The sequence below is a fragment of the Streptococcus oralis subsp. dentisani genome (genome assembly GCF_002096615.1).
GTDB lineage: Bacteria > Bacillota > Bacilli > Lactobacillales > Streptococcaceae > Streptococcus > Streptococcus oralis_U.
In genome coordinates this window covers 61,052-84,231 of the sequence record NZ_NCUX01000032.1, presented here as the reverse complement: position 1 = coordinate 84,231, position 23,180 = coordinate 61,052, and the positions used below count along the sequence as shown (strand labels likewise).

The 23,180-nt window shown below is 44.1% G+C and carries 22 protein-coding genes and 1 pseudogene; 15 read left to right on the top strand and 8 right to left on the bottom strand.

The window, feature by feature from the left end; genetic code table 11:
• Positions 1-59: 59 nt before the first annotated feature.
• The 3 genes and pseudogenes from B7708_RS05540 to B7708_RS05525 all read right to left on the bottom strand — a co-directional run bounded on the left by B7708_RS05540 (position 60) and on the right by B7708_RS05525 (position 1,705).
• A complete protein-coding gene (locus B7708_RS05540; protein ID WP_084974351.1) occupies positions 60-536 on the bottom strand; it encodes a glutathione peroxidase in 477 nt (158 codons plus the stop codon).
• Between the two features lie 412 nt (positions 537-948).
• Positions 949-1,495: pseudogene (locus tag B7708_RS05530) on the bottom strand (DUF3278 domain-containing protein).
• Positions 1,496-1,510: 15 nt separating this feature from the next.
• A complete protein-coding gene (locus tag B7708_RS05525) occupies positions 1,511-1,705 on the bottom strand; it encodes a helix-turn-helix transcriptional regulator (RefSeq protein WP_001082471.1) in 195 nt (64 codons plus the stop codon).
• A gap of 166 nt (positions 1,706-1,871) precedes the next feature.
• On the opposite strand from B7708_RS05525, the gene rsmH reads away from it, so the two are divergent.
• The 4 genes from rsmH to mraY are packed head-to-tail and all read left to right on the top strand — an operon-like array spanning position 1,872 to position 6,391.
• The gene (rsmH, locus tag B7708_RS05520) at positions 1,872-2,822 is read left to right on the top strand and encodes a 16S rRNA (cytosine(1402)-N(4))-methyltransferase RsmH (protein WP_000159388.1); all 951 of its coding nucleotides are present in this window, start codon (positions 1,872-1,874) and stop codon (positions 2,820-2,822) included.
• Positions 2,823-2,832: 10 nt separating this feature from the next.
• On the top strand, positions 2,833-3,150 hold the full coding sequence (ftsL, locus tag B7708_RS05515; protein ID WP_000840795.1) for a cell division protein FtsL: 318 nt from the start codon (positions 2,833-2,835) through the stop codon (positions 3,148-3,150).
• A 3-nt stretch (positions 3,151-3,153) separates the two neighbouring features.
• Positions 3,154-5,409: a penicillin-binding protein PBP2X gene (pbp2x, locus tag B7708_RS05510; RefSeq protein ID WP_084974349.1), complete on the top strand. Its 2,256-nt coding sequence runs from the start codon at positions 3,154-3,156 to the stop codon at positions 5,407-5,409.
• Position 5,410: 1 nt separating this feature from the next.
• Positions 5,411-6,391 carry a phospho-N-acetylmuramoyl-pentapeptide-transferase gene (mraY, locus tag B7708_RS05505; RefSeq protein WP_084974347.1) on the top strand — a complete coding sequence of 327 codons (981 nt, stop codon included), beginning with the start codon at positions 5,411-5,413 and terminating at the stop codon, positions 6,389-6,391.
• A gap of 52 nt (positions 6,392-6,443) precedes the next feature.
• Here the strand turns inward: mraY and B7708_RS05500 are convergent, their stop codons facing one another.
• The gene (locus B7708_RS05500) at positions 6,444-11,627 is read right to left on the bottom strand and encodes an SIALI-17 repeat-containing surface protein (protein WP_084974345.1); all 5,184 of its coding nucleotides are present in this window, start codon (positions 11,625-11,627) and stop codon (positions 6,444-6,446) included.
• Positions 11,628-11,958: 331 nt separating this feature from the next.
• On the opposite strand from B7708_RS05500, the gene B7708_RS05495 reads away from it, so the two are divergent.
• From B7708_RS05495 to yidD, 10 genes are all read left to right on the top strand, one after another.
• On the top strand, positions 11,959-12,207 hold the full coding sequence (locus B7708_RS05495; RefSeq protein WP_000364987.1) for a YneF family protein: 249 nt from the start codon (positions 11,959-11,961) through the stop codon (positions 12,205-12,207).
• A 204-nt stretch (positions 12,208-12,411) separates the two neighbouring features.
• The gene (gene racE / locus B7708_RS05490; protein WP_084974343.1) at positions 12,412-13,206 is read left to right on the top strand and encodes a glutamate racemase; all 795 of its coding nucleotides are present in this window, start codon (positions 12,412-12,414) and stop codon (positions 13,204-13,206) included.
• Positions 13,164-14,174, top strand: a complete 1,011-nt coding sequence (locus B7708_RS05485; protein ID WP_394334655.1) for a nucleoside-triphosphate diphosphatase — start codon at positions 13,164-13,166, stop codon at positions 14,172-14,174. The genes racE and B7708_RS05485 overlap by 43 nt, the downstream gene beginning before the upstream one ends.
• Positions 14,150-14,671, top strand: a complete 522-nt coding sequence (locus tag B7708_RS05480; RefSeq protein ID WP_084945797.1) for a metallophosphoesterase — start codon at positions 14,150-14,152, stop codon at positions 14,669-14,671. Before B7708_RS05485 ends, B7708_RS05480 begins: the two co-directional genes overlap by 25 nt.
• Complete coding sequence (gene cbpB, locus B7708_RS05475; protein WP_084974340.1) at positions 14,668-15,129, top strand: cyclic-di-AMP-binding protein CbpB; 462 nt, start codon at positions 14,668-14,670, stop codon at positions 15,127-15,129. Before B7708_RS05480 ends, cbpB begins: the two co-directional genes overlap by 4 nt.
• Positions 15,126-15,860, top strand: coding sequence for a site-specific tyrosine recombinase XerD (xerD, locus tag B7708_RS05470; RefSeq protein ID WP_306806748.1), 735 nt, complete (start codon positions 15,126-15,128; stop codon positions 15,858-15,860). The genes cbpB and xerD overlap by 4 nt, the downstream gene beginning before the upstream one ends.
• Positions 15,860-16,588: a segregation/condensation protein A gene (locus tag B7708_RS05465; protein ID WP_084974337.1), complete on the top strand. Its 729-nt coding sequence runs from the start codon at positions 15,860-15,862 to the stop codon at positions 16,586-16,588. Before xerD ends, B7708_RS05465 begins: the two co-directional genes overlap by 1 nt.
• Positions 16,589-16,606: 18 nt before the next feature.
• Complete coding sequence (scpB, locus tag B7708_RS05460) at positions 16,607-17,176, top strand: SMC-Scp complex subunit ScpB (RefSeq protein WP_084974335.1); 570 nt, start codon at positions 16,607-16,609, stop codon at positions 17,174-17,176.
• On the top strand, positions 17,163-17,885 hold the full coding sequence (locus B7708_RS05455) for a pseudouridine synthase (RefSeq protein ID WP_001222228.1): 723 nt from the start codon (positions 17,163-17,165) through the stop codon (positions 17,883-17,885). Before scpB ends, B7708_RS05455 begins: the two co-directional genes overlap by 14 nt.
• A complete protein-coding gene (gene yidD / locus B7708_RS05450; protein WP_084974333.1) occupies positions 17,885-18,127 on the top strand; it encodes a membrane protein insertion efficiency factor YidD in 243 nt (80 codons plus the stop codon). The genes B7708_RS05455 and yidD overlap by 1 nt, the downstream gene beginning before the upstream one ends.
• 32 nt (positions 18,128-18,159) lie before the next feature.
• Here the strand turns inward: yidD and B7708_RS05445 are convergent, their stop codons facing one another.
• The 4 genes from B7708_RS05445 to B7708_RS05430 form a co-directional block, all read right to left on the bottom strand.
• Positions 18,160-19,125 carry a siderophore ABC transporter substrate-binding protein gene (locus B7708_RS05445; RefSeq protein ID WP_084974332.1) on the bottom strand — a complete coding sequence of 322 codons (966 nt, stop codon included), beginning with the start codon at positions 19,123-19,125 and terminating at the stop codon, positions 18,160-18,162.
• Between the two features lie 98 nt (positions 19,126-19,223).
• Entirely contained in the window at positions 19,224-19,976 is a 753-nt protein-coding gene (locus tag B7708_RS05440; protein WP_000764510.1) for an iron ABC transporter ATP-binding protein, read from the bottom strand.
• On the bottom strand, positions 19,973-20,929 hold the full coding sequence (locus B7708_RS05435; RefSeq protein ID WP_084974330.1) for an iron chelate uptake ABC transporter family permease subunit: 957 nt from the start codon (positions 20,927-20,929) through the stop codon (positions 19,973-19,975). The genes B7708_RS05440 and B7708_RS05435 overlap by 4 nt, the downstream gene beginning before the upstream one ends.
• On the bottom strand, positions 20,919-21,878 hold the full coding sequence (locus tag B7708_RS05430) for an ABC transporter permease (RefSeq protein ID WP_084974328.1): 960 nt from the start codon (positions 21,876-21,878) through the stop codon (positions 20,919-20,921). Before B7708_RS05430 ends, B7708_RS05435 begins: the two co-directional genes overlap by 11 nt.
• A gap of 233 nt (positions 21,879-22,111) precedes the next feature.
• Between B7708_RS05430 and pepA the strand changes: the two genes are divergently transcribed.
• Positions 22,112-23,176, top strand: a complete 1,065-nt coding sequence (gene pepA / locus B7708_RS05425; protein ID WP_084974325.1) for a glutamyl aminopeptidase — start codon at positions 22,112-22,114, stop codon at positions 23,174-23,176.
• Positions 23,177-23,180: the final 4 nt, after the last annotated feature.

Genomic DNA, 23,180 nt, shown 5'->3' with positions numbered 1-23,180 from the left:
AGAAAAAACGCATCCTTTCATGGCTCAAACTAAATGAAAGGATACGTTTTAAAAAGAAATTAGAGTATCTTTTGGAGAGACTCTTGGATGGTTTGGGGGTCTGTTTTGGAAGAGAAGCGCTCAAGAACTTGCCCATCTCGACCAATGAGAAACTTAGCAAAATTCCATTCGATTCGTTTTCCTAGCGGACCAGCTTTCTGGTTTTTTAGCCAAACATAAAGAGGATCTGCTTCCTTGCCGTTGACCTTGATCTTGGCAAAACGAGGGAAAGTGGTCTGATAGTGTAGGCTGCAGAAGCTATTGATTTCCTCTGCGCTGCCGGGTGCTTGTCCCATAAACTGGTTACAAGGGAAATCTAAGATTTCAAAGCCCTGATCTTGATAGCGTTCATAGAGTTCTTGAAGCGCCTGGTACTGGGGCGTTAAACCACATCCTGTAGCAGTGTTGACAATCAAGAGAACGTTACCACGATAGCTATCCAGTGGAGTTGCTTGGTTGTTTTGGTTCAAAACGGAAAAATCATAGAGTGAAGTCATTGATCTATTTTCTCCTTATGTTTGTGATTTTTAGGAATTTTTTCCTCCTGTAGTGATAGAAATCCATCAAAGATAGCAGCAATACTCAAGCCAAATACCAATAATGGGATGAGTGTATCGATTTGGACAAGTTTTTCCAAAAAAGTAGAAAGAGGAATTTGTTCGACATAGAGTTTATGAAAGCACAGCAAGGTAAATAAACCAATTAGAATACCGATAAATACGAGCCAACTATGAACCCTAATCTCCTGTTTACTATAGATTCTGTACATCGTTGAGGGCTGGAATATATACTAGAAGGAGCAATATCTCAGGAATCGGTAAGTTGCCTGAAAAGATGATGAAGAGGATTAGAGAACTAAATATAAGATGATAGGTAAGTAAGGTAAGTAGTGCTTTCATAAGTTTTCACCTATTCGTCGTCTTGATTTTTTTTGGCTTTTCGAATGCGAAGAGAGACGAGGAACTGTATGCTCGCTCCGAAGAAGATAGAACCTAGAATGCTTGCTAAACCATTTCTTATAGTGAGAAGAGACTGAAAATAGTCCTGACTCTCACCTAGCAGTATATGGAGAAGAGGGGTTATAAAAAACATCCATAAGCCAAAGAACAAACCTGCTTTCAGACCCGGGCAGTGTAGTTGCTTACTTTCTTTCTTTCTCACTCAGCATATCTAGATCAATAGCTGTGATGCCCGTTTTCTTGGTTTGGGAGACCACATAGAGGGCAGCTACCATCGAAATGCCAAACACCACGAGAGGATAGCCGATAGCGACAATTTGCGGGTATTTATAAGCAAGGACAAAGGGAATGAGATTACCTAAAGTCATGAGGTAAAAGAGAATCACAAAGATTTTATTTCCGATGCGGTCAGCTTCGCGTCGTTTGTGTTCATCAAGTGGTCCTGAAATGCCATAAATGCGTTTGATCAGTTTTTCAGTGAAGGTTTCTTTTTTCATGAGTTTGCTCCTTTTTTAAAAATTATCCTCCCAAAAGAGACTGTTGAGGTCAGTTTGGAGGCTGCGGGCGAGATTGAGACAGAGTTCCAGGGTTGGATTGTACTTGTCGTTTTCAATCATATTGATGGTCTGTCTCGAGACACCGATATCTTTGGCGAGTTCGAGCTGGGAAATGCCTAGTTCTTTGCGAAATTCTTTCACACGATTCATCTGTTCTCCTTTCTGATTTGTGTCGTATATATTTGACTACATTATATTCTTCTATAGAGCGAATGTCAAGCATATTTGACATATTTCTTAAAGAAATCTTACTTGTTTTTTGTCTATTTGTCTGACAAGTGCAAGCTAGTCAGATTTGTGGTAAAATAGATAGGATATGACAAAAGAATTTCATCATGTAACGGTCTTGCTTCATGAAACGATTGATATGCTGGACGTGAAACCTGACGGTATCTACGTTGATGCGACCTTGGGTGGAGCAGGCCATAGCGAATATTTATTAAGTAAATTAAGTGAAAAAGGACATCTCTATGCCTTTGACCAGGACCAAAATGCCATTGACAATGCGCAAAAACGTTTGGCACCCTATATCGAAAAGGGGATGGTGACCTTTATCAAGGATAATTTCCGTCATTTGCAGGCACGTTTGCAGGAGGCTGGTGTCCAGGAAATTGATGGAATTTGTTATGACTTGGGAGTGTCCAGTCCTCAGCTAGATCAACGTGAGCGTGGTTTTTCTTATAAAAAAGATGCACCACTGGATATGCGCATGAATCAGGAAGCTAGTCTGACGGCCTATGAGGTGGTCAATCATTATGACTATCACGACCTAGTTCGGATCTTTTTCAAATATGGCGAGGATAAGTTTTCTAAACAGATTGCCCGTAAGATTGAGCAGGCGCGTGAGGTGAAACCAATCGAGACGACGACTGAGTTGGCAGAGATTATCAAGTCTGCCAAGCCTGCCAAGGAACTCAAGAAAAAGGGGCACCCTGCCAAGCAGATTTTTCAGGCTATCCGAATCGAAGTCAATGATGAGCTGGGAGCAGCAGATGAATCTATCCAGCAGGCCATGGACATGCTGGCTCTGGATGGTAGAATCTCAGTCATTACTTTCCATTCTCTGGAAGACCGCTTGACCAAGCAGTTGTTTAAGGAAGCTTCAACAGTAGAGGTTCCCAAAGGCTTGCCCTTCATTCCAGACGATCTTAAGCCTAAGATGGAATTGGTATCCCGTAAGCCAATCTTGCCAAGTGCCGAAGAGCTAGAAGCCAACAACCGTTCGCATTCAGCCAAGTTGCGCGTGGCCAGAAAAATTCACAAGTAAGAGGAAAAACATGGCAGAAAGAATCGAAAAAACAAGCCAGCTATTGCAAACGAAGTTTAAAGGTTTTTCACGTGTGGAAAAGGCCTTCTATGTTTCGATTGCTGCAACAATGATTATCCTGGCAATTAGCGTTGTGTTTATGCAGACCAAGCTACTACAAGTTCAGAATGAATTGACCAAGGTTAATGCTCAAATCGAAGAAAAGAAAACCGAGCTAGACGATGCCAAGCAAGAGGTCAATGAATTGATTCGTTCAGAACGTTTGAAAGAAATTGCAAACTCCAAGGATTTGCAGCTGAATAACGAAAATATCCGAGCAGCGGAGTAAGATATGAAACAGTGGAAAGAAAAAATCATCCGTTATGCCGTTCGTAATCGTAAATCTCCAGAAGAAAACCGCCGAAGAGTAGGGAAAAGCCTGAGTTTATTTGCTGTCATACTCTTCGCTGTCTTTTTGGTCAACTTTGCGGTTATTATCGGAACGGGTAAAAAATTTGGGAAGGACTTGGTCCAAGAGGCCAATAAGGTTCACCAAACAACCAAGACCATCCCAGCCAAACGAGGAACCATCTATGATCGTAATGGAACGCCTATTGCAGAAGATGCGACTTCGTATAATATCTATGCCGTTATTGACAAGACCTACAAGTCAGCAACAGGCAAAATCCTCTATGTAGAGGATTCTCAATTTAATAAGGTAGCTGAAATTTTCCATAAATATCTGGATATGGAGGAGTCCTATGTCAAAGAACAACTTTCTCAGCCAGATCTGAAACAGGTATCCTTTGGTACCAAGGGAAATGGGATTACCTATGCCAATATGATGGCTATTAAAAATGACCTAAAAACTGCTGGCGTTGAGGGAGTTGACTTTACAACAAGCCCTAACCGTAATTATCCCAATGGACAGTTTGCTTCATCCTTTATCGGTTTAGCGCAACTCCATGAAAATGAGGATGGCACCAAACGTTTGATTGGGACATCTGGTTTGGAGAGTTCTTTAAATAGCATTCTGGCGGGTACAGATGGGATCATCACCTATGAGAAGGATCGTCTGGGAAATATTGTTCCGGGTACAGATCAAGCTTCCCAACAAACGGTAGATGGAAAGGATGTGTACACAACCCTTTCTAGTCCCTTGCAATCCTTTATGGAAACCCAGATGGATGCCTTTCAGGAAAAGGTAAAGGGCAAGTATATGACGGCTACCTTGGTCAGCGCTAAGACAGGGGAAATCCTAGCTACGACCCAACGGCCGACCTTCAATGCAGATACCAAGGATGGCATCACAAAAGACTTTGTCTGGCGTGATATCCTCTATCAAAGTAACTATGAGCCAGGATCGACCATGAAGGTGATGATGCTGGCCTCAGCTATTGACAACAATACCTTCCCCGGTGGCGAATACTTTAACAGTAGTGAATTGAAAATAGCAGATGCGACCATTCGAGACTGGGATGTCAATGAAGGATTGACTAGTGGTGGCACCATGACCTTCTCTCAAGGTTTTGCCCACTCAAGTAATATTGGGATGACCTTGCTCGAGCAAAAGATGGGAGATGCAACTTGGCTGGACTACCTTAACCGCTTTAAGTTTGGGGTGCCAACCCGTTTTGGTCTGGCAGATGAGTACACAGGTCAATTACCTGCTGATAACATTGTCAATATCGCCATGAGTTCATTTGGACAAGGGATCTCTGTTACCCAGACCCAGATGCTTCGCGCTTTTACAGCTATTGCTAATGATGGGGTTATGTTGGAGCCGAAATTTATCAGCGCCCTCTATGATCCAAATGACCAGTCTGTACGTAAGTCTCAAAAGGAAATCGTCGGAAATCCTGTGTCAAAAGCGGCAGCTTCCTCTACTCGGGATCACATGGTCATGGTCGGAACAGATCCTGTCTACGGTACCATGTACAATCATAGTACAGGAAAAGCAACTGTCAATGTCCCAGGTCAGAATGTTGCCCTAAAATCAGGGACTGCTCAGATTGCCGATGAGAAGAATGGGGGTTACCTGACAGGTGAAACCAACTATATCTTCTCTGTTGTGTCGATGCATCCTGCAGAAAATCCTGATTTTATCCTCTATGTGACGGTGCAACAGCCAGAGCATTATTCGGGTGTTCAGCTTGGGGAGTTTGCCAACCCAATCCTTGAGCGAGCTTCTGCTATGAAAGAATCCCTCAATCTTCAGTCAACTGCTAAGAACTTGGATCAGGTCAGCAAGACAACAAGCTATGCCATGCCAGCTACCAAGGACTTTACGCCGGGTGACCTAGCAGAGGAATTGCGTCGCAACCTTGTCCAACCAATCGTTATTGGAACAGGAACCAAGATCAAGGAACTCTCGGTTTCTGAAGGATATAATTTGGAAGCTAATCAGCAGATCTTGATCCTGTCAGATAAGGTCGAAGAAATGCCTGATATGTATGGATGGACAGATGAAAATGTGCAAACATTTGCCAAATGGCTGAATATAGAAATCGAGTGGGAAGGTAGCGGCAAAACGGTCAAGAAACAAAGTGTCCGTGCCAATACGGCCCTCAAAGACCTTAAAAAAATGAAAGTAACTTTAGGAGATTAAGATGATTAGTTCCATTAGTGCTGGAATTCTAGCCTTTCTATTGACCTTGATTGGCATTCCAGCCTTTATCCGATTTTATCGAAAAGCGCAGATTACAGGTCAGCAGATGCACGAGGATGTCAAGCAACACCAAGCTAAAGCTGGGACTCCAACCATGGGAGGTCTCGTCTTCCTTATCGTTGCAGTAGTTGTGAGCTTTCTGGTTGCTCTCTTTACCCAACAATTGACCAACAATGTCGGCATGATTTTGTTTATCTTGGTTTTGTATGGTTTGGTAGGTTTTTTGGATGATTTTCTCAAGGTCTTTCGTAAGATTAACGAAGGCTTAAATCCCAAGCAAAAACTTGCTCTCCAGCTGCTTGGAGGAGTGATTTTCTACCTCTTTTATGAGCGTGGTGGTGACATGCTTTCAGTCTTTGGCTACCAAGTACATCTGGGTATTTTCTATATCTTCTTTGCCCTTTTCTGGCTAGTTGGCTTTTCAAATGCGGTGAACCTGACGGACGGGATCGACGGCTTAGCAAGTATTTCCGTGGTGATTAGCTTATCAGCTTACGGTGTGATTGCTTACATGCAAAATCAACTGGATATTCTTCTTGTGATTCTTGCCATGATTGGTGGTTTGCTAGGTTTCTTCGTCTTTAACCACAAGCCTGCCAAGGTCTTCATGGGAGATGTGGGGAGTCTGGCTCTTGGTGGGATGCTAGCAGCTATTTCTATGGCTCTTCACCAAGAATGGACCCTTTTGGTGATTGGGATTATCTATGTTTTTGAAACAAGCTCTGTTATGATGCAGGTTACCTACTTCAAACTTAGTGGTGGGAAGCGTATTTTCCGTATGACACCTGTCCATCACCATTTTGAGCTTGGAGGATTCTCAGGCAAGGGCAATCCTTGGAGCGAGTGGAAGGTTGACTTCTTCTTTTGGGGAGTTGGACTTCTAGCAAGTCTCTTGACCCTAGCCTTTTTATACCTGCTGTAAAAAATAAAACAGGATGAAGTTGTTCTTCATCCTGTTTTTCTTATGTTAAAAGTTAGTTGGATTTATCCTTTCTTCCTTTTAACATAAAAGTGGCTGTAAGGGCTAGGCTGAGGCCTGCTAAGAAGAGGAGTGGATTAGATGTTTCTCCTGTTGCTGGAAGTTGTTTTTTAGGAGAATGATTTCCAGCTTTAGCAAGACTAGGATTAGCTGAAAGTTCTTCAGCCTCGTGTGCCAAGGTTTCTACATCTGAACCACTTGGTTTTTTCTCCGTGGCAGAGGTTGTTCCAGCAGCTTGATAGACGACAGCATAGGTACTGAAATGACTAGTGATGAATTCTGCCATTCCTTCTCGAACGGTGAAATCAAGAGCTTTCAACTCCTTAGTCGGAGTAATATAGTAGACCTTTTCTACGCTAGCTGAAATAGGCAATCGAACCAAGACAGAGCCTTTTGGCTGCAAGCTATGATTTGTTGGATTTTTAAGTTGTAGGTCGTAAGCATCATAGGTCTTGCCAAAGAGTTCCTGAGCTAGGATACGTCGACTAGAGATGTGAGAAATTCCTTCTAAGTCAGTGACTCCACCGATGATTTCTACTCCAGTTTCCTTATCTTTTAAGACTCGAACTGGATAGTCAGGAAGGCTAAGGCTTGGAGCAGCCTGATCCCCACTAGTTCCGATAGGTTTGGTGTATTCAGGTTTTTCAACAGTAGGTGCTTCCTCTTGACCTGCTGTTCCGATAGGTTCGGTGTATTCAGGCTTTTCTACAGTAGGAGACTCTTCTTGCCCCGCTGTTCCGATAGGTTCGGTGTATTCAGGCTTTTCTACAGTAGGAGACTCTTCTTGCCCCGCCGTTCCGATAGGTTCGGTGTATTCAGGCATTTCTACAGTGGGTGGCACTTCTTGCCCTGCAGTCCCGATAGGTTTAGTGTATTCAGGAATTGTCACTGTAGGTGGTTCCTCTTGCCCTGCAGTCCCGATAGGATCAGTGTACTCAGGTTTTTCAACAGTAGGAGCTGGTTCCTCTCCCTTGCTTGTAGTTGGTTGCTTCTCATCAACTTTCTTTTCATCCTTTTTAGTAAAGACGGCTACGATAGGGCTGCTTGTGGTATTTCCTTGAATGGTATAAGCTTCAATGGCATTTCCAGCTTTGCGATTGGTTTCGTCAGGAATTGGGATTTGAACTTGATTGTCTTGGATTGATAGGATAGTCTGATCTCCACTTGTAACCAGATGCGTTTCATCCACCTTACGCAAAACTAGAGGATCTTTGACACCTGGGAAGGTCACTGCGATGGCTTCCCAATCTCCGGATGGTAGGGTTAAGGAAATGGTTTTGTCATTTTCCTTAAGAGGCGCGATGCTCGGGCTATCTATACCAACAGCAGGGGCTTTGATGATATCAAAGGAGTCTAGAGAGATTTTCTTGCGACCTTCAGGTGAATCTGGGTCAACTTGTAATGTCAGGGTGTGCGGACCGTCAGTAAGATTTGTAAATTCGCCAATAAAGGCTCTCTTTTCGGTTGCACCTGAAGTGTAGAAGTCTAGACTTGGCATTTCTTTGCCATCTAATGTAACACGTGATCGTCCAAGAGCGAGGCTCTTCAAACCATAGATTCGAATGCCCGTCCCTGTAAAGGAAATAGTTGCCTGAGCTTCTGAAGCTGCACTAGAGTCGCTGTTGTTGATATCAGCGTATTTTTCCGTACCTCCGTAGAGCTCAGGGTCAGACCAGTCCTTAAACTGGGAACCATACTGGATACGCGAATCACGATCATCCATTTTTTCAATCGTATTGCCCGTTCCTGCTAGGATTTTGAAGTAGTCTAATGAAATTTTCGAGCGCTCACTACCACGGTGTTTATGCTCGCGTTTAATGCTAAGAGTCAATGTATGAGGTCCGTCTGACAATCCTGTAAAGCGACCGATGAGGCTACCTTTTTCAGTTGCCCCAGCAGTATGGAAATCAAGTTCGCCAACTTCTTTACCATCTATTTTAACAGTGGCAATACCGAGTTCAGACGATTTTAGTCCATAGATTTCGATACCAACTCCAGTGAAAGGGATGGTAGCAGTTAAATCTTTGTCAGTGTAGTTTCCTCGTGAAAGATCAGCAAACTTCTCTGTTCCTCCGAATAATTCTGAGTCTGCCCAGTTTCCAAAGGCAGCTCCGTACTGGATACGGCCGTCTTGATCATCCATCAATTCACTAGGGGGTTCTACAGTTGCTTGTTCAGAGACTTGTGTAGAAACTTCGCCCAGCATAGCCTTGACAGTATAGGTGTAGGCATGTTGAGGATCTAGTGATCGGTCAATAAAGTGGGTTTGATTGGTTACAAATTCTCTGGTCGCAAAGGTTTGGTCAGACGCGTCTTTCACTTGTCTTTGGATGACATAGTGGGTAGCGCCTTCTATCTGATTGAAAGTGAGTTCGGCGGTGACACCATTTTGTCGAACGGCTGTCAGACTGGTTACACGACCAGGGAAGTGTTCAAAGGTAATGACGTCACCTTTTTGTGTTGCCAGTTGGATGCGATTGTTTTTGAGAATCGTTGCCTTGACTGGCTTGCCATTGACCTTGATCTGACTGGCTTCGATGTTTGGATAGTCTACAACCAGGTCTCCGCCGACATTTGAAAGGAAGGACAAGCTTTGCAAGTTCTTATCTTTCCACTTCATGCTGACTTCAAAGTTACCTCGAGCAACCAAGCCAGAAACTTGACCGTCTTTCCATGCATCTGGAAGGGCTGGCAATGGTGCAATGTAGCCAGTGTGTGATTGGAGAAGCATTTCTGCCATCCCACTGGTTGCTCCAAAGTTGCCATCAATTTGGAAAGGCGCGTGGGTATCCCAAAGGTTTTCTAGGGTTGAATACTTGAGCTGTTCAGCGAGCAAGCGATGGGCACGGTTACCGTCCAACAAACGAGCCCAGAGGTTGATTTTATTGGCCTTAGACCAACCAGTACCACCATCTCCACGGTGGTTCAAGGTAGCACGCGCAGCCTCTAAGTATTCAGCCTGGTCCTTGCTAAAGAGCGTACCTGGGAAGAGACCAACTAGATGGGAAACGTGGCGGTGATGATTTTCAATCCCTTCATTGGTGAATTGCGGACTGTCCTCCTCGTACCATTCCTTGATGCGTCCCTCTTTGTTGATGTGAAGGGGTTTTAGTTTGTCAAATTTAGCCTTGACCTCTGTGACTAAGTCTTGGTCGACATTCAGATGGTTGGCGACTTCCATGTAGTCGTGGAATAGCTGCCAGACTAGCGATTGGTCAAAGGTATTTCCGATGGTAATGGTCCCGTGTTCTGGTGAGTAGGATGGAGAAGACACCCAACGGTCACTGGCCTGGTCATAGTGCAAGAAGGAGTTCCAGAACTTAGCAGTCTCTTTCAACATAGGATAGATCTTTTCTTTGAGATAAGTCTCATCCTTGGTGAATTTATAGTAGTCATAGACGTTCTGCATCATCCAGGCATTAGCGGCTGGCGACCAACCCCAATAGTAATTCCAACCAGGAGTAGTCCAGCCAAATGGAGTTGCTTGAGTGTGGACCAGCCAACCATTTTCTTGTCCGTCTTTGGATTCGATACCAGCATATTCTTTGGCAGCGATACGACCATAATAGCGCATGTCATCAATGTAATTGATCATTGGCTTGGCTGTCTCAGCAAGGTTACTCATGTAGGCTGGCCAATAGTTCATTTGCAAATTGACATTGAGGTGGTAGTCAGCGTTCCAAGGTGGATTGTCTACAGCATTCCAGACTCCTTGTAGGTTGGCAGGAAGGGCATCCGTCCGATCACGCGACGAACTAATCAGTAGATAACGTCCGTATTGGAAGAAGAGTTCTTCCAATTTTTGCCCTTTTTCTGGGTTATAGCCTTGAAGGGCCTCTTTCGTCGTTTGAGCAGTCTTGTTTCCACCTAGGTTCAGTTTAACGCGGTTAAAGAGACTTTGATAGTCCTTGATATGGGCCTTTTTAAGTGTCTCGTAGTCTTTGGCCTTAGCTGCTTCGACAATCCCTTTAACTGTTTTTTCGAGGTCAATGTCTTTTCGATAGTTGGTTTTTGGATTCTGAGCAAAGTTAGTCTTGGCACTGAGATAGAGGGTTGCATAACTTGCGCCTGTAACGGTCAGAGTTTCGTCCTGAACAGTCACCTTTCCATCCGTTTTAATTCCTAGATAGGATGCAAATTTGAGGCCGTTATCTTTGACAGTTCCCTTTAGAAGGATTCCGTTTGCATCTGTAGTGACATGACCATTCTTATAGTTGGAATATTCCCAAGAGTAGTTGCCATTAGCAAGCAAGTCTTCTGTCAAACTGTTCCAAAGGGTAAAGTCAAGTGTCTTGTTTCCTTTTTTGGTCAGGTGGGTCACAGTGACATCATCAGGATAACTAGAGAAGGTTTCGCGTTTGAAGGTCGTCCCATCTTGGGTGTAAGAAGTGGTCGTAGTGGCTTCTGTGATGTCCAAACCACGATGATAATCAGTTACAGTATCTAGTCCTTTCTTCTGGTTATTAAAGACCATGAAGATATCTCCAAAGGCTAGGTAACGTCCATACTGGGCGTTGTTTGGTCCAACTAGATTTTGTTCAGCTAGCTGTTTTGCTTTTTGGCGGTCACCAGCTTCAAGGGCTTTACGTATCTCTGCTAAGACCTTGTAGCGGTCCTTGTAGTTTCCTCCGTTATAGTCGGTGCTATCGGGTTGTGGTCCTCCAGACCAGAGGGTCTTTTCGTTGTACTGGATTCTTTCTTCGCCAATCAGACCAAAAACCTTGGCTCCCATTTCTCCGTTTCCGACAGGAAGGGCTTGTTTTTCCCATCCATCATAGGAGGGAGCTGTTGGCTGATCGTAGTTGAGTTGATAGTTTTCTTGCTTTGTCACCGGCTGATCTGCTTTTTCAGGTTCCTTCTTTTCTTTAGCTTCTACAATGGCTTCTTCACTAGCTTGACTATTTGTCTTCTGAGTCTCCTCAGCTGGCTTGCTTTCGGAAACTACTGGACTCTCGGCTAGAGACGGATTTGTAGTTTCAGTAGTTTCAGCTGCTTTGGGTTCACTATCAGGCTTAGTGATAGCTTCAACAGAGCTTGGTTCAGTTTGCTTGACCTCAACACTGTCTGCGGCTACAGTGTGGTTGACTAGAAAAACGGCCCCCAGTAAAACAGAAGCAGTCCCAACCGTCAGCTTGCGGATGCTGTAGCGACAGGATTTCTCCCAAAAGTGTTTTTTCATAAAACTCTCCTTTGTTTATCTGAAATCGCTTACATTACATGAAGCAGTTTCGTTTAATTTGTTTCTATTTATCTCCTCACCTCCCATTCTACTGGTCATCTAGCATTTGTCAAGAGGTTTTTGGTGAAAAACATATTTGATATTGCTTTTTCTTAAAATAGTAGAGAAAAGAGAGGAAGGGGGAGAATTATTCGTAATTTCATAGTTCATTCTGATTGTAAGACTAGCTTAGAATTAGTTTCCCTCCTCCCTGAAAGCGTAAAACAAACTAGTCAGAAAAGTCACTTTGTGGTATAATATAGAGGACTCAAAAAGAAACAGGAGAAAAAGAATGGACTTACTTTTAGCAATTGTCTTGATTGTGCTAGCTTTTCTAGGAGGAGCTCTTGGAGGGATGTACTTGGTTCGTAAGCAAATCGAAAAAGAATTTGCGGACAACCCACGTTTGAACGCTGAGGCAGTTCGTGCTCTCTTGAGTGCAAATGGTCAAAAACCAAGCGAAGCCAAGGTACAACAAGTTTACCACCAAATCATCCGCCAACAAAAAGCAGCCCTTGCTAACAATAAAAAGAAAAAATAAATAGGAAAAGTCTGGGATGAAAGTTCCAGACTTCTCACTATGTTCAATAGTTCTCAAGGATAAGACTTTTTCCTTGCATTCTATTGATATTTGATTATGATTAAGAGAGAGGCAGTTGCCATTCTATCAAGCTGTCGGTCAGTTCATTCAGGACAAAAAATCATGATGAACTATCAATGAGAAAAAGACTAGAAAGAAGACTGTATGGATAATCGACCAATTGGTTTTTTGGATTCGGGTGTCGGGGGCTTGACCGTTGTTCGTGAGCTCATGCGCCAGCTTCCCCATGAAGAAATCGTCTATATTGGAGATTCGGCACGGGCGCCCTATGGCCCCCGTCCTGCTGAGCAAATTCGTGAATATACTTGGCAGTTGGTCAACTTTCTCTTGACCAAGGATGTCAAGATGATTGTCATTGCTTGTAACACTGCGACTGCGGTCGTCTGGGAAGAGATCAAGGCTCAACTAGACATTCCTGTCCTAGGTGTGATTTTGCCAGGAGCTTCGGCAGCCATCAAGTCCAGTCAAGGTGGGAAAATCGGAGTGATCGGAACCCCCATGACGGTCCAATCAGACATCTACCGTCAGAAGATCCATGATCTGGACCCGGACTTACAGGTGGAAAGTTTGGCCTGTCCCAAGTTTGCTCCCTTGGTCGAGTCTGGTGCCTTATCAACCAGTGTCACCAAGAAAGTGGTTTATGAAACCCTGCGCCCCTTGGTTGGAAAGGTGGATAGCCTGATTTTGGGTTGTACCCATTACCCACTCCTTCGCCCTATCATCCAAAATGTTATGGGACCAAAGGTTCAGCTCATCGATAGTGGGGCAGAGTGTGTACGGGATATCTCGGTTTTGCTTAACTATTTTGAAATCAATCGTAGCCGAGATGCGGGACCTCTTCAACATCATTTTTACACAACAGCCAATAGCCAAAGTTTTGCCCAGATTGGAGCAGAATGGCTGGAAAAAGAGATTCATGTGGAGCATGTAACATTATGACAAACAAAATTTATGAATACAAGGACGACCAGGACTGGTATGTCGGTGTCTGGGACGTCTATGGAGGCATCTACAGTCTCATCAAAGATCCTCTTGAGCTTGATTTTATGGATTTGGCTCGGATTTTTCGTGATGAGGAAAACGGCTTTCCGATTACGATAACGGTGATGCGCTGGTCTTCCAACTTCCGTCTGCTCTCCTTTATCGTCGAGATTTTAAATGCAGAAGCAGGACGTAACTTGGAAGTCATCCAACGTCAGGGGGCTTTGCTCTTGGTTGAAAATGGGCAACTCCTGCATGTAGAACTGCCTAAAGAAGGTATTGATGTAGAAGCCTTTTTTGAAACCAGCAAGGTTAGAGAAACCTTGTTGATTGCGACTCGAAATGAAGGCAAGACCAAGGAATTCCGAGCTATCTTTGACAAACTAGGCTATGATGTGGAAAATCTCAATGACTATCCAGAACTGCCTGAAGTAGCTGAAACAGGCATGACCTTTGAAGAAAATGCTCGCCTCAAGGCAGAAACCATTTCCCAATTAACAGGCAAGATGGTTCTAGCAGATGACTCAGGTCTCAAAGTCGATGTCCTTGGTGGCTTGCCAGGTGTCTGGTCAGCCCGTTTTGCAGGAGTGGGAGCGACTGACCGTGAAAATAACGCCAAGCTCTTACACGAATTGGCCATGGTCTTTGACCTCAAGGACCGTTCGGCTCAGTTCCACACAACCCTAGTTGTAGCCAGTCCAAACAAAGAAAGTTTGGTGGTCGAAGCTGACTGGCCAGGCTACATTAACTTTGAACCTAAGGGTGAAAATGGCTTTGGCTATGACCCTCTCTTCCTGGTAGGAGAGACAGGTAAGTCAGCAGCTGAATTAACCCTTGAAGAAAAAAATAGCCAATCCCACCGCGCCTTAGCCGTTAAGAAACTTTTGGAGGTATTTCCATCATGGCAAAGCAAACCATCATTGTAATGAGTGATTCCCATGGCGATAGCTTGATTGTCGAAGAAATCCGTGACCGCTATCTGGGTAAAGTCGATGCCATTTTTCACGATGGTGACTCTGAACTCCGTCCCGATTCTCCGCTTTGGGAGGGCATCCATGTCGTCAAAGGCAATATGGACTTTTATGCGGGCTACCCAGAACGTTTGGTGACTCAACTTGGTCCGACTAAGATCATCCAGACGCATGGACACTTGTTTGACATCAATTTCAACTTTCAAAAGTTGGACTACTGGGCTCAGGAAGAAGATGCCGATATCTGTCTCTATGGTCACTTGCATGTGCCAAATGCTTGGATGGAAGGAAAGACACTCTTTCTCAATCCAGGCTCCATCAGCCAACCACGAGGGACTATCAGAGAATGTCTCTATGCCCGTGTGGAGATTGATGACAGCTGTTTCAAAGTAGACTTTCTAACACGCGATCACGAGGTTTATCCAGGCTTGTCCAAGGAGTTTGCTCGATGATTGCCAAGGAATTTGAAGCATTTTTACTGGATCAGGAAGAGACTTTCCTTACCCCTGCCGAGAATCTAGCAGCCTTGATTGATACCCATAATGCTGACCATGCGATTTTAGTGCTGAGCCAAATCACCTATACCCGTATCCCTGTTGTGACCTTTGACAAACGCTTTGTCGGAACCATTGGTCTGAGAGATATTTTGGCTTATCAAATGGAGCAGGGTTTGACGGATGAGCAGATGGCAACGACAGATATCGTCAATATGACCAAGACAGATGTGGCAGTCGTCGCTCCAGACTATAACATCACAGAGGTCCTCCATAAACTGGTAGATGAACCTTTCTTGCCAGTGGTAGATGATGAAGGAATTTTCCAAGGAATTATCACGCGCAAGTCTATCCTCAAGGCTGTCAATGCCCTCTTGCATGACTTTAGTAAGGAATATGAGATTCGATGCAAATGAGAGATAGGATTTCAGACTTTTTAGAGGGAAAGCAGGGTTTGTCTGCCAATTCCAAGCAGTCCTATAGGTATGATCTGGAGCAATTTTTAGACATTGTAGGTGAGCGGATTTCCGAGACTAGTCTCAAGATTTACCAAGCCCAGCTAGCCAATCTAAAAATCAGCGCCCAAAAGCGGAAACTTTCGGCCTGTAACCAATTTCTCTACTTTCTCTATCGGAAAGGAGAAGTGGACAGTTTTTACCGTCTGGAATTAGCCAAGCAAGCTGAAAAGAAGACTGAAAAACCAGAGATTCTAAACCTAGCCTCTTTTTGGCAGGAAAGTAATTATCCAGAGGGTCGCTTACTAGCGCTCTTAATTCTAGAAATGGGACTCTTGCCTAGTGAGATTTTAGCCCTCAAGGTTGCAGATATCAATCTGGATTTTCAGGTGTTGCGAATTAACAAGGCTTCCCAACAGAGGATTGTCACCATACCCACGACCTTGATTCCAGAGCTAGAACCCTTGATGGGGCAGACCTATCTCTTTGAAAGGGAAGAGAAAGCCTATTCTCGTCAGTGGGCTTTTCGACAGCTGGAGTCATTTGTCAAGGAGAAAGGTTTACCAACCTTATCAGCCCAAGCCTTGCGGGAACAATTCATTCTAAGACAGATAGAAGAGAAGGTCGATTTGTACGAAATTGCAAAAAAACTAGGATTAAAAACAGTCCTGACCTTAGAAAAATATAGATAATGGATATTAAATTAAAAGATTTTGAAGGGCCCCTGGATTTGCTCCTGCACCTAGTCTCAAAGTATCAGATGGATATTTACGATGTGCCAATCACAGAAGTCATCGAACAGTATCTAGCCTATGTCTCAACCCTGCAGGCCATGCGTTTGGAAGTGACGGGTGAGTACATGGTCATGGCCAGTCAGTTAATGCTGATCAAGAGCCGCAAGCTTCTTCCAAAGGTGGCAGAAGTGACCGACTTGGAGGATGACTTGGAGCAGGATCTTCTCTCTCAAATCGAAGAATACCGCAAGTTCAAGCTCTTGGGTGAGCACTTGGAGGCTAAGCACCAAGATCGGGCTCAGTACTATTCTAAAGCGCCAACAGAGTTGATTTACGAGGATGCGGAGCTTGTGCATGACAGGACGACTATTGATCTCTTTTTGGCTTTTTCAAATATCCTAGCCAAGAAAAAAGAGGAGTTCGCACAGAATCACACGACCATCCTGCGGGATGAGTATAAGATTGAGGATATGATGGCCATCGTAAAAGAGTCCTTGGCTGGACGAGACCAGTTGCGCTTGCAGGATTTGTTCAAGGAAGCCCAGAATGTTCAAGAGGTCATTACCCTCTTTTTGGCAACCCTAGAGTTAATCAAAACTCAGGAATTGACCCTCGTTCAAGAGGAGAGTTTCGGAGATATCTATCTCATGGAAAAGAAGGAAGAAAGTCAAGAGGCACAAAGCTAGACTTGATAGAGAGGAAATATGAGTACTTTAGCAGAAATAGAAGCGCTCTTGTTTGTAGCAGGTGAAGATGGGATTCGGGTCCGTCAGTTGGCTGAACTCCTATCACTTCCATCGACAGGCATCCAACAGAGTTTAGAAAAATTAGCCCAGAAGTATGAAGAAGACCAAGAGTCGAGTCTGTCCCTGATTGAGACAGGTGGTGCATATAGATTGGTCACCAAGCCTCAATTTGCAGCGATTTTGAAGGAATACTCTAAAGCTCCCATCAACCAGAGTTTATCTCGGGCTGCCCTTGAGACCTTGTCCATCATTGCTTACAAGCAACCTATTACCCGAATTGAGATTGATGCTATCCGTGGGGTCAACTCGAGTGGGGCCTTGGCAAAGTTGCAGGCCTTTGACTTGATACGAGAAGACGGAAAAAAAGAAGTGTTGGGTCGCCCCAACCTTTATGTGACTACGGATTATTTCCTAGATTACATGGGAATTAACCATTTGGAAGAACTGCCAGTGATTGATGAGCTTGAGATTCAAGCCCAAGAAAGCCAATTATTTGGTGAAAGGATAGAAGAAGATGAGAATCAATAAATATATTGCCCACGCAGGTGTGGCCAGTAGGAGAAAAGCAGAAGAACTGATCAAGCAAGGCTTGGTGACGGTTAACGGCCAAGTGGTGCGTGAACTCGCAACGACTATTAAGTCAGGCGACAAGGTTGAAGTTGAAGGCCAACCTATCTACAACGAAGAAAAAGTCTACTACCTGCTTAATAAACCGCGTGGAGTGATTTCCAGTGTGACAGATGACAAGGGCCGCAAGACTGTTGTGGACCTCCTGCCCAATGTCAAAGAGCGAATCTACCCAGTAGGTCGTTTGGACTGGGATACGTCAGGGGTTTTGATTTTGACCAATGATGGTGACTTTACGGATGAGATGATTCACCCCCGTAATGAGATTGACAAGGTCTATGTCGCGCGTGTTAAAGGTGTGGCTAATAAGGACAATCTCCGTCCCTTGACCCGTGGACTCGAGATTGATGGCAAGAAAACCAAGCCAGCTGTATATGAGATTCTCAAAGTGGATCCAGTAAAAAATCGCTCAGTAGTGCAGTTGACTATCCATGAAGGACGCAACCATCAGGTTAAAAAGATGTTTGAAGCCGTCGGTCTTCAAGTGGATAAGTTGTCTCGGACACGTTTTGGACACTTAGACTTGACAGGTCTTCGTCCAGGAGAATCCCGTCGCCTTAATAAAAAAGAAATCAGCCAACTACACACTATGGCTGTAACCAAGAAATAATGAAACGAATCTTAATAGCACCAGTACGCTTTTACCAACGTTTTATCTCGCCAGCCTTTCCACCCTCTTGTCGTTTTGAGCCTACTTGTTCCAACTACATGATCCAGGCTATTGAAAAACATAGCTTTAAGGGTGTTTTGATGGGCTTGGCTCGGATTTTACGTTGTCACCCCTGGTCGAAAACAGGTAAAGATCCTGTGCCAGACCACTTTTCCCTCAAACGAAATCAAGAAGAAAAATAAGCCCAACATCATTTGCTGTTGGGTTTTCTTGTTTATTTCAAAGCTTTTTGTGCGTCTTCAATCATAAGTTTAGTTGATTCAAGTCCGCCTCCGCTTAGGTACCAGAGGTCTGGTGTTAGTTGGATGATTTTACCGTTTTTAGCGGCAGGAGTTTCAGCGATGAGGGCATTTTCTAGGACGCCGTCGTTGCTTGAGTTGTCCCCACCGATGGCAAGGGTACGGTTGATGACAAAGAGGATGTCAGGATTGATTTCTTTGACACTTTCAAAGCTGACTTCTTGTCCGTGGCGTGAGTCTTCAAATTTGGTGTCAGTTGGCTTGAATTTTAAGGTTTGGTACAAGAAAGAGAAACGAGATTGGGCACCAAAGGCAGCCATTTTTCCTTCGTTGAGGAGAATAGCAAGGGCTTTTTTGTCAGAACTTTCGTTTTTAGTAGCGACTTCTTGGATGCTCTTGTCTAGATTAGCTAATTCTTCCTTGGCTTTCTGTGTACCAGTTTCGCCAAAGGCAGCAGCTAATGATTGGATGTTGGTTTTAGTTGAAGTCCAGTAGTCTTCTTTTCCTGTTTCAAAGAGGACGGTTGGCGCGATTTCTTTGAACTTGTCTACGAATTTTTGGGTACGTGGAGAAGCAATGATCAAATCCGGTTCAAGAGTAGCGATGGCTTCTAGGTCTGGCTCAACCATAGAACCAACATTTTTAACTTTTTCAGCTAGGCTTTTGAGATAGGTTGGAACAGTTTTTGTAGGCATTCCGACGATATTCTTTTCAAAACCTAAAGCGCGAATAGTATCCGCAGCACCGAGGTCAAAGGTCACAATCTTTTCAGGAACCTTTGAAAGTTTGACCTCATCTAGTGAACTTTTAATAGTCACTTCTGTTGGAGCAGAGCTACTTGTCTCTGTCTGCTTCGTAGTTTTAGTTGTACTACATGCACCAAGTAGGAGCAAGAAGCTAGTCACTAGGGCAGTGAGATAAAGTTTAAGGGATGTTTTCATAATTTCTCCTTTTTAAAATGTGATAACGATGTAGGGAGGCTCTTAGATAGGCTTGTTAGCTAAGAGACAGAGGGTTCTCTAACATGAGTTCAAAATAGCTAGCTATAGATACAGATCTTTTTGCCATTGATATCAGCCAGCGTGATGGGAATCTCATAAAGTTGACTGAGCAGGTCAGCCTGCATGATTTGAGCAGTCGTTCCCTTGCAAAAGACTTGACCGTCTTTAAAGGCAACGATTTCATCCGCATACTGGCTAGCCATGTTGATATCGTGGAGGACGATGATAATGGTTTTGCCAAGTTCCTCCACCAGTCGCCGAAGGATCTGCATCATGCTGACACTTTGCTTAATATCGAGATTATTGAGCGGTTCGTCCAGCAAGATAAAGTCCGTATCCTGAGCCAGTACCATAGCGATAAAGACACGTTGGAGCTGTCCACCAGACAGGCTATCGATGTAGCGGTCTTTTAAGTTGGTCAGTTCCAAATAGTCCAGAGTTTCTCGGATTTTTTCCCAGTCTTCTGCTCTCAGACGTCCTCGGCTGTAGGGAAAACGTCCAAAACTGACCAGTTCTTCAACGGTTAATTTGGCTTGGTAATTGATCTTCTGCTTTAGGATAGTGAGCTCTTTGGCCAGTTCTTGCGAATTCCAACTCTCGATTTCACGGCCTTTGATACTGAGGATTCCTTGATCCTTCTTGGTCAGTCTGCTCATAATGGAGAGGAGAGTTGATTTTCCAGCACCATTTGGACCAATGAAGGCTGTCAGTTTCTGAGGACTGACTTCAAGCGAAATGTCTTGCAAAATATCCTGTTTTTGAATGGATTTGTCAATGCTTTCCAGTTTCACCGACGTGCCCTCCTGTAAAGTAAGATAAAGAATAAGATACCTCCAACACTCTCGATAATCATGCTGATGCGAATTTCTAGTGCAAAGACTCGTTCGATCAGGGCTTGCCCCAAGGTCAAACTAATAAATCCAATCAGAATGGCTACGATAAAGAGCAACTTGTGTCGATAATCTTTGACAATCAAGTAAGTGAGATTGGCCAGCATAAAGCCGAAGAAGGCCATAGGCCCTACCAAGGCAGTCGCTGTTGAGGTCAAAAGCACGATGCCCCAGAGGAGTTCTCTCTGTTCTTTTTCAACATCGAGTCCCAGTATCTGAGCCGTTTCTCTTTGCAGGTGCAAGACATCCAGAATGACTGCTTTTCGAAAGAAAAAGATTGTCAAAGCGAGGATGATCAAAGAACCGACGGCTAGGATGGAAGTGTTGAGATGTTGAAAGGAGGCAAAGAGACTGTTCTGCAGTTTATCGTATTCATTTGGATCCATCAGAACTTGGAGGAAGGTACTGATATTTCGAAAGAGACTTCCCAGGGCTAGGCAGATTAGCAGAATGAAAACCAAATTTTGCTTCATCAGCGTCTTCAAGTAACCTTGTAAGGCGAGAAAGAAGAGGGATTGAAGCAGAAGCAAGACTAGAAATTCTAAGACAGGAGACTTTCCAAGCTGTAGAAATTTGCTTTCAAATATCAGTAGCAGGGTCTGTAGCAAGACATAGAAGGATTCGATTCCCAAAATACTTGGCGTCAGAAAGCGATTTTCCGTCAGGGTTTGAAAACTAATGGTCGAAATCCCTGTCGCGATGGCTACCAAGAGATAAACGATGATTTTTTGGGAACGCAGCTTCCAGGCAAAGGCAGACAGGTTAGTGATAGGCCAAAAGTAGAGGAGACAAGCTCCGATGGCCAGAATAATGAGAAGGCAGAAGAGCTTGGTATGTTTGCTTTTAAACTGCATTTTTTTGTCCCCCTCTCCATAGAAGTAGGATAAAGACGAGACTACCGATGATTCCTAGAATGAGACTGACAGACAGCTCATAAGGCCGAATCAAGACTCGAGAGAGGATGTCACAGGCCAGAACCATATTGGCACCGACCAGAGCGACCATGAGTTTGGTTTGACTCAAATTATCTCCATAGCGCTTGCGGACAAGATTGGGAACGATGACCCCGAGAAAAGGCAAGGAACCCACGGTAATCATGGTGACACTTGTCGTTAGCGCCACTAGAAAGAGGGCCAGTTTTTCAAGTAGAGAGTAAGAAATCCCCAAACTCTCACTGGTTTCCTTGCCCAGATTCATGATGGTGAAGGTTTGGGATAATTTCCAAACGGCTATCAGGATAATGAGGCCTAAGAAGAGCCACTCATACTGATGGGTCTGAATCATGGAGAAGGAGCCCTGGGTCCAAGCAGTCATACTCTGAACCAGATTGAAACGATAGGCGATAACTTCTGTGATAGAACCGATAATCCCACTATAGATGATCCCAATCAAGGGCAACATCCACCTTTCCTTTATAGAAAAAATAGTCATAAAGGCCAGGAAGAAGAGGGTAAATAAAATGGATGATCCAAAAGCAAAGAGCATCTTTTGGGTCAGACTCGCAGACGGAAAGACAAAGAGGCTTAACACCATTCCCAGTTTAGCGGCTTCTGTTGTTCCGACTGTACTCGGAGCAGCAAACTGATTTTGGGTGATGGTCTGCATGAGGAGTCCCGCCATGCTCATACTAGAGGCTGTTAGGAGAATGCTAATGGTTCTTGGAAGACGTGACTCTTGAAAGAGAAGCCATGTCTGCTGGTCAAAAGCAAAGAATTTTTCCCAAGAAAAATCACTGGTTCCAATGCTGATAGAGAGAAAGACTAGGAGTAGAAGTAAGCCTGTTAAAATATGAGAGAGTTTCATACCCCGTCCTTTCATGTAGATTTGGTATAAAAATACCCTTGGAGATAATGTAGCATGATTTCTTTAATCTGTCAATAAATTTTCTGACAATTTAATGTAAAAAGAAAGAAAAATTCCTGAAATAATATCTGCCCCTCTCTTTTATTGGAAAACTGAGTAAAAACCAATCTACCTTCCCACTATCCTTCTCCTATAAAAAGTGGTAAAATGGAGGACAGAAAGAAGGAACTGATATGACAACATTATTTTCAAAAATCAAAGAAGTAACAGAGCTTGCTGCAATCTCAGGTCATGAAGCACCTGTCCGGACTTATCTTCGTGAAAAGTTGACACCACACGTGGATGAAGTAGTGACAGATGGCTTGGGCGGTATTTTTGGTATCAAACATTCAGAAGTAGCCGATGCGCCTCGTGTTTTGGTCGCTTCTCACATGGACGAAGTTGGTTTTATGGTCAGCGAGATTAAGCCAGATGGTACCTTCCGTGTCGTTGAAATCGGTGGCTGGAATCCTATGGTGGTCAGCAGCCAACGCTTTAAACTCTTTACTCGTGACGGTCGTGAAATCCCAGTGATTTCAGGTTCTGTCCCTCCACATTTGACACGTGGAACAGGTGGGCCAACCATGCCAGCTATCTCTGATATCATTTTTGATGGTGGTTTTGCAGACAAGGCTGAGGCAGAAAGTTTTGGTATCCGTCCGGGTGACACGATTGTCCCTGATAGTTCCGCTATCTTGACAGCCAATGAAAAAAATATCATCTCCAAAGCTTGGGATAACCGCTACGGTGTCCTCATGGTGAGTGAGTTGGCAGAAGCCCTATCAGGTCAAAAACTCGGAAATGAACTCTATCTTGGCTCGAACGTCCAAGAAGAGGTTGGTCTTCGTGGCGCTCATACTTCTACAACTAAGTTTGACCCAGAAGTCTTCCTAGCAGTTGATTGTTCACCTGCTGGTGATGTCTACGGTGGCCAAGGCAAGATTGGGGATGGCACCTTGATTCGCTTCTACGATCCAGGTCACTTGCTTCTCCCAGGGATGAAGGATTTCCTTTTGACAACGGCTGAAGAGGCTGGCATCAAGTACCAATACTACTGTGGAAAAGGTGGAACAGATGCTGGAGCAGCTCATCTGAAAAATGGTGGTGTCCCATCTACAACCATCGGGGTCTGCGCTCGTTATATCCACTCTCACCAAACTCTCTACGCTATGGATGACTTCTTAGAAGCTCAAGCCTTCTTGCAAGCCTTGGTGAAAAAATTGGATCGTTCAGCGGTTGATTTGATTAAAAATTATTAAACAT

Excerpts from the sequence above, each read along its gene's own strand:
- B7708_RS05540 (WP_084974351.1), bottom strand. The coding sequence starts at position 536 with ATGACTTCACTCTATGATTTTTCCGTTTTGAACCAAAACAACCAAGCA.
- B7708_RS05525 (WP_001082471.1), bottom strand. The coding sequence starts at position 1,705 with ATGAATCGTGTGAAAGAATTTCGCAAAGAACTAGGCATTTCCCAGCTC.
- rsmH (WP_000159388.1), top strand. The coding sequence starts at position 1,872 with ATGACAAAAGAATTTCATCATGTAACGGTCTTGCTTCATGAAACGATT.
- ftsL (WP_000840795.1), top strand. The coding sequence starts at position 2,833 with ATGGCAGAAAGAATCGAAAAAACAAGCCAGCTATTGCAAACGAAGTTT.
- pbp2x (WP_084974349.1), top strand. The coding sequence starts at position 3,154 with ATGAAACAGTGGAAAGAAAAAATCATCCGTTATGCCGTTCGTAATCGT.
- mraY (WP_084974347.1), top strand. The coding sequence starts at position 5,411 with ATGATTAGTTCCATTAGTGCTGGAATTCTAGCCTTTCTATTGACCTTG.
- B7708_RS05500 (WP_084974345.1), bottom strand. The coding sequence starts at position 11,627 with ATGAAAAAACACTTTTGGGAGAAATCCTGTCGCTACAGCATCCGCAAG.
- B7708_RS05495 (WP_000364987.1), top strand. The coding sequence starts at position 11,959 with ATGGACTTACTTTTAGCAATTGTCTTGATTGTGCTAGCTTTTCTAGGA.
- racE (WP_084974343.1), top strand. The coding sequence starts at position 12,412 with ATGGATAATCGACCAATTGGTTTTTTGGATTCGGGTGTCGGGGGCTTG.
- B7708_RS05485 (WP_394334655.1), top strand. The coding sequence starts at position 13,164 with ATGGCTGGAAAAAGAGATTCATGTGGAGCATGTAACATTATGACAAAC.
- B7708_RS05480 (WP_084945797.1), top strand. The coding sequence starts at position 14,150 with ATGGCAAAGCAAACCATCATTGTAATGAGTGATTCCCATGGCGATAGC.
- cbpB (WP_084974340.1), top strand. The coding sequence starts at position 14,668 with ATGATTGCCAAGGAATTTGAAGCATTTTTACTGGATCAGGAAGAGACT.
- xerD (WP_306806748.1), top strand. The coding sequence starts at position 15,126 with ATGAGAGATAGGATTTCAGACTTTTTAGAGGGAAAGCAGGGTTTGTCT.
- B7708_RS05465 (WP_084974337.1), top strand. The coding sequence starts at position 15,860 with ATGGATATTAAATTAAAAGATTTTGAAGGGCCCCTGGATTTGCTCCTG.
- scpB (WP_084974335.1), top strand. The coding sequence starts at position 16,607 with ATGAGTACTTTAGCAGAAATAGAAGCGCTCTTGTTTGTAGCAGGTGAA.
- B7708_RS05455 (WP_001222228.1), top strand. The coding sequence starts at position 17,163 with ATGAGAATCAATAAATATATTGCCCACGCAGGTGTGGCCAGTAGGAGA.
- yidD (WP_084974333.1), top strand. The coding sequence starts at position 17,885 with ATGAAACGAATCTTAATAGCACCAGTACGCTTTTACCAACGTTTTATC.
- B7708_RS05445 (WP_084974332.1), bottom strand. The coding sequence starts at position 19,125 with ATGAAAACATCCCTTAAACTTTATCTCACTGCCCTAGTGACTAGCTTC.
- B7708_RS05435 (WP_084974330.1), bottom strand. The coding sequence starts at position 20,929 with ATGCAGTTTAAAAGCAAACATACCAAGCTCTTCTGCCTTCTCATTATT.
- B7708_RS05430 (WP_084974328.1), bottom strand. The coding sequence starts at position 21,878 with ATGAAACTCTCTCATATTTTAACAGGCTTACTTCTACTCCTAGTCTTT.
- pepA (WP_084974325.1), top strand. The coding sequence starts at position 22,112 with ATGACAACATTATTTTCAAAAATCAAAGAAGTAACAGAGCTTGCTGCA.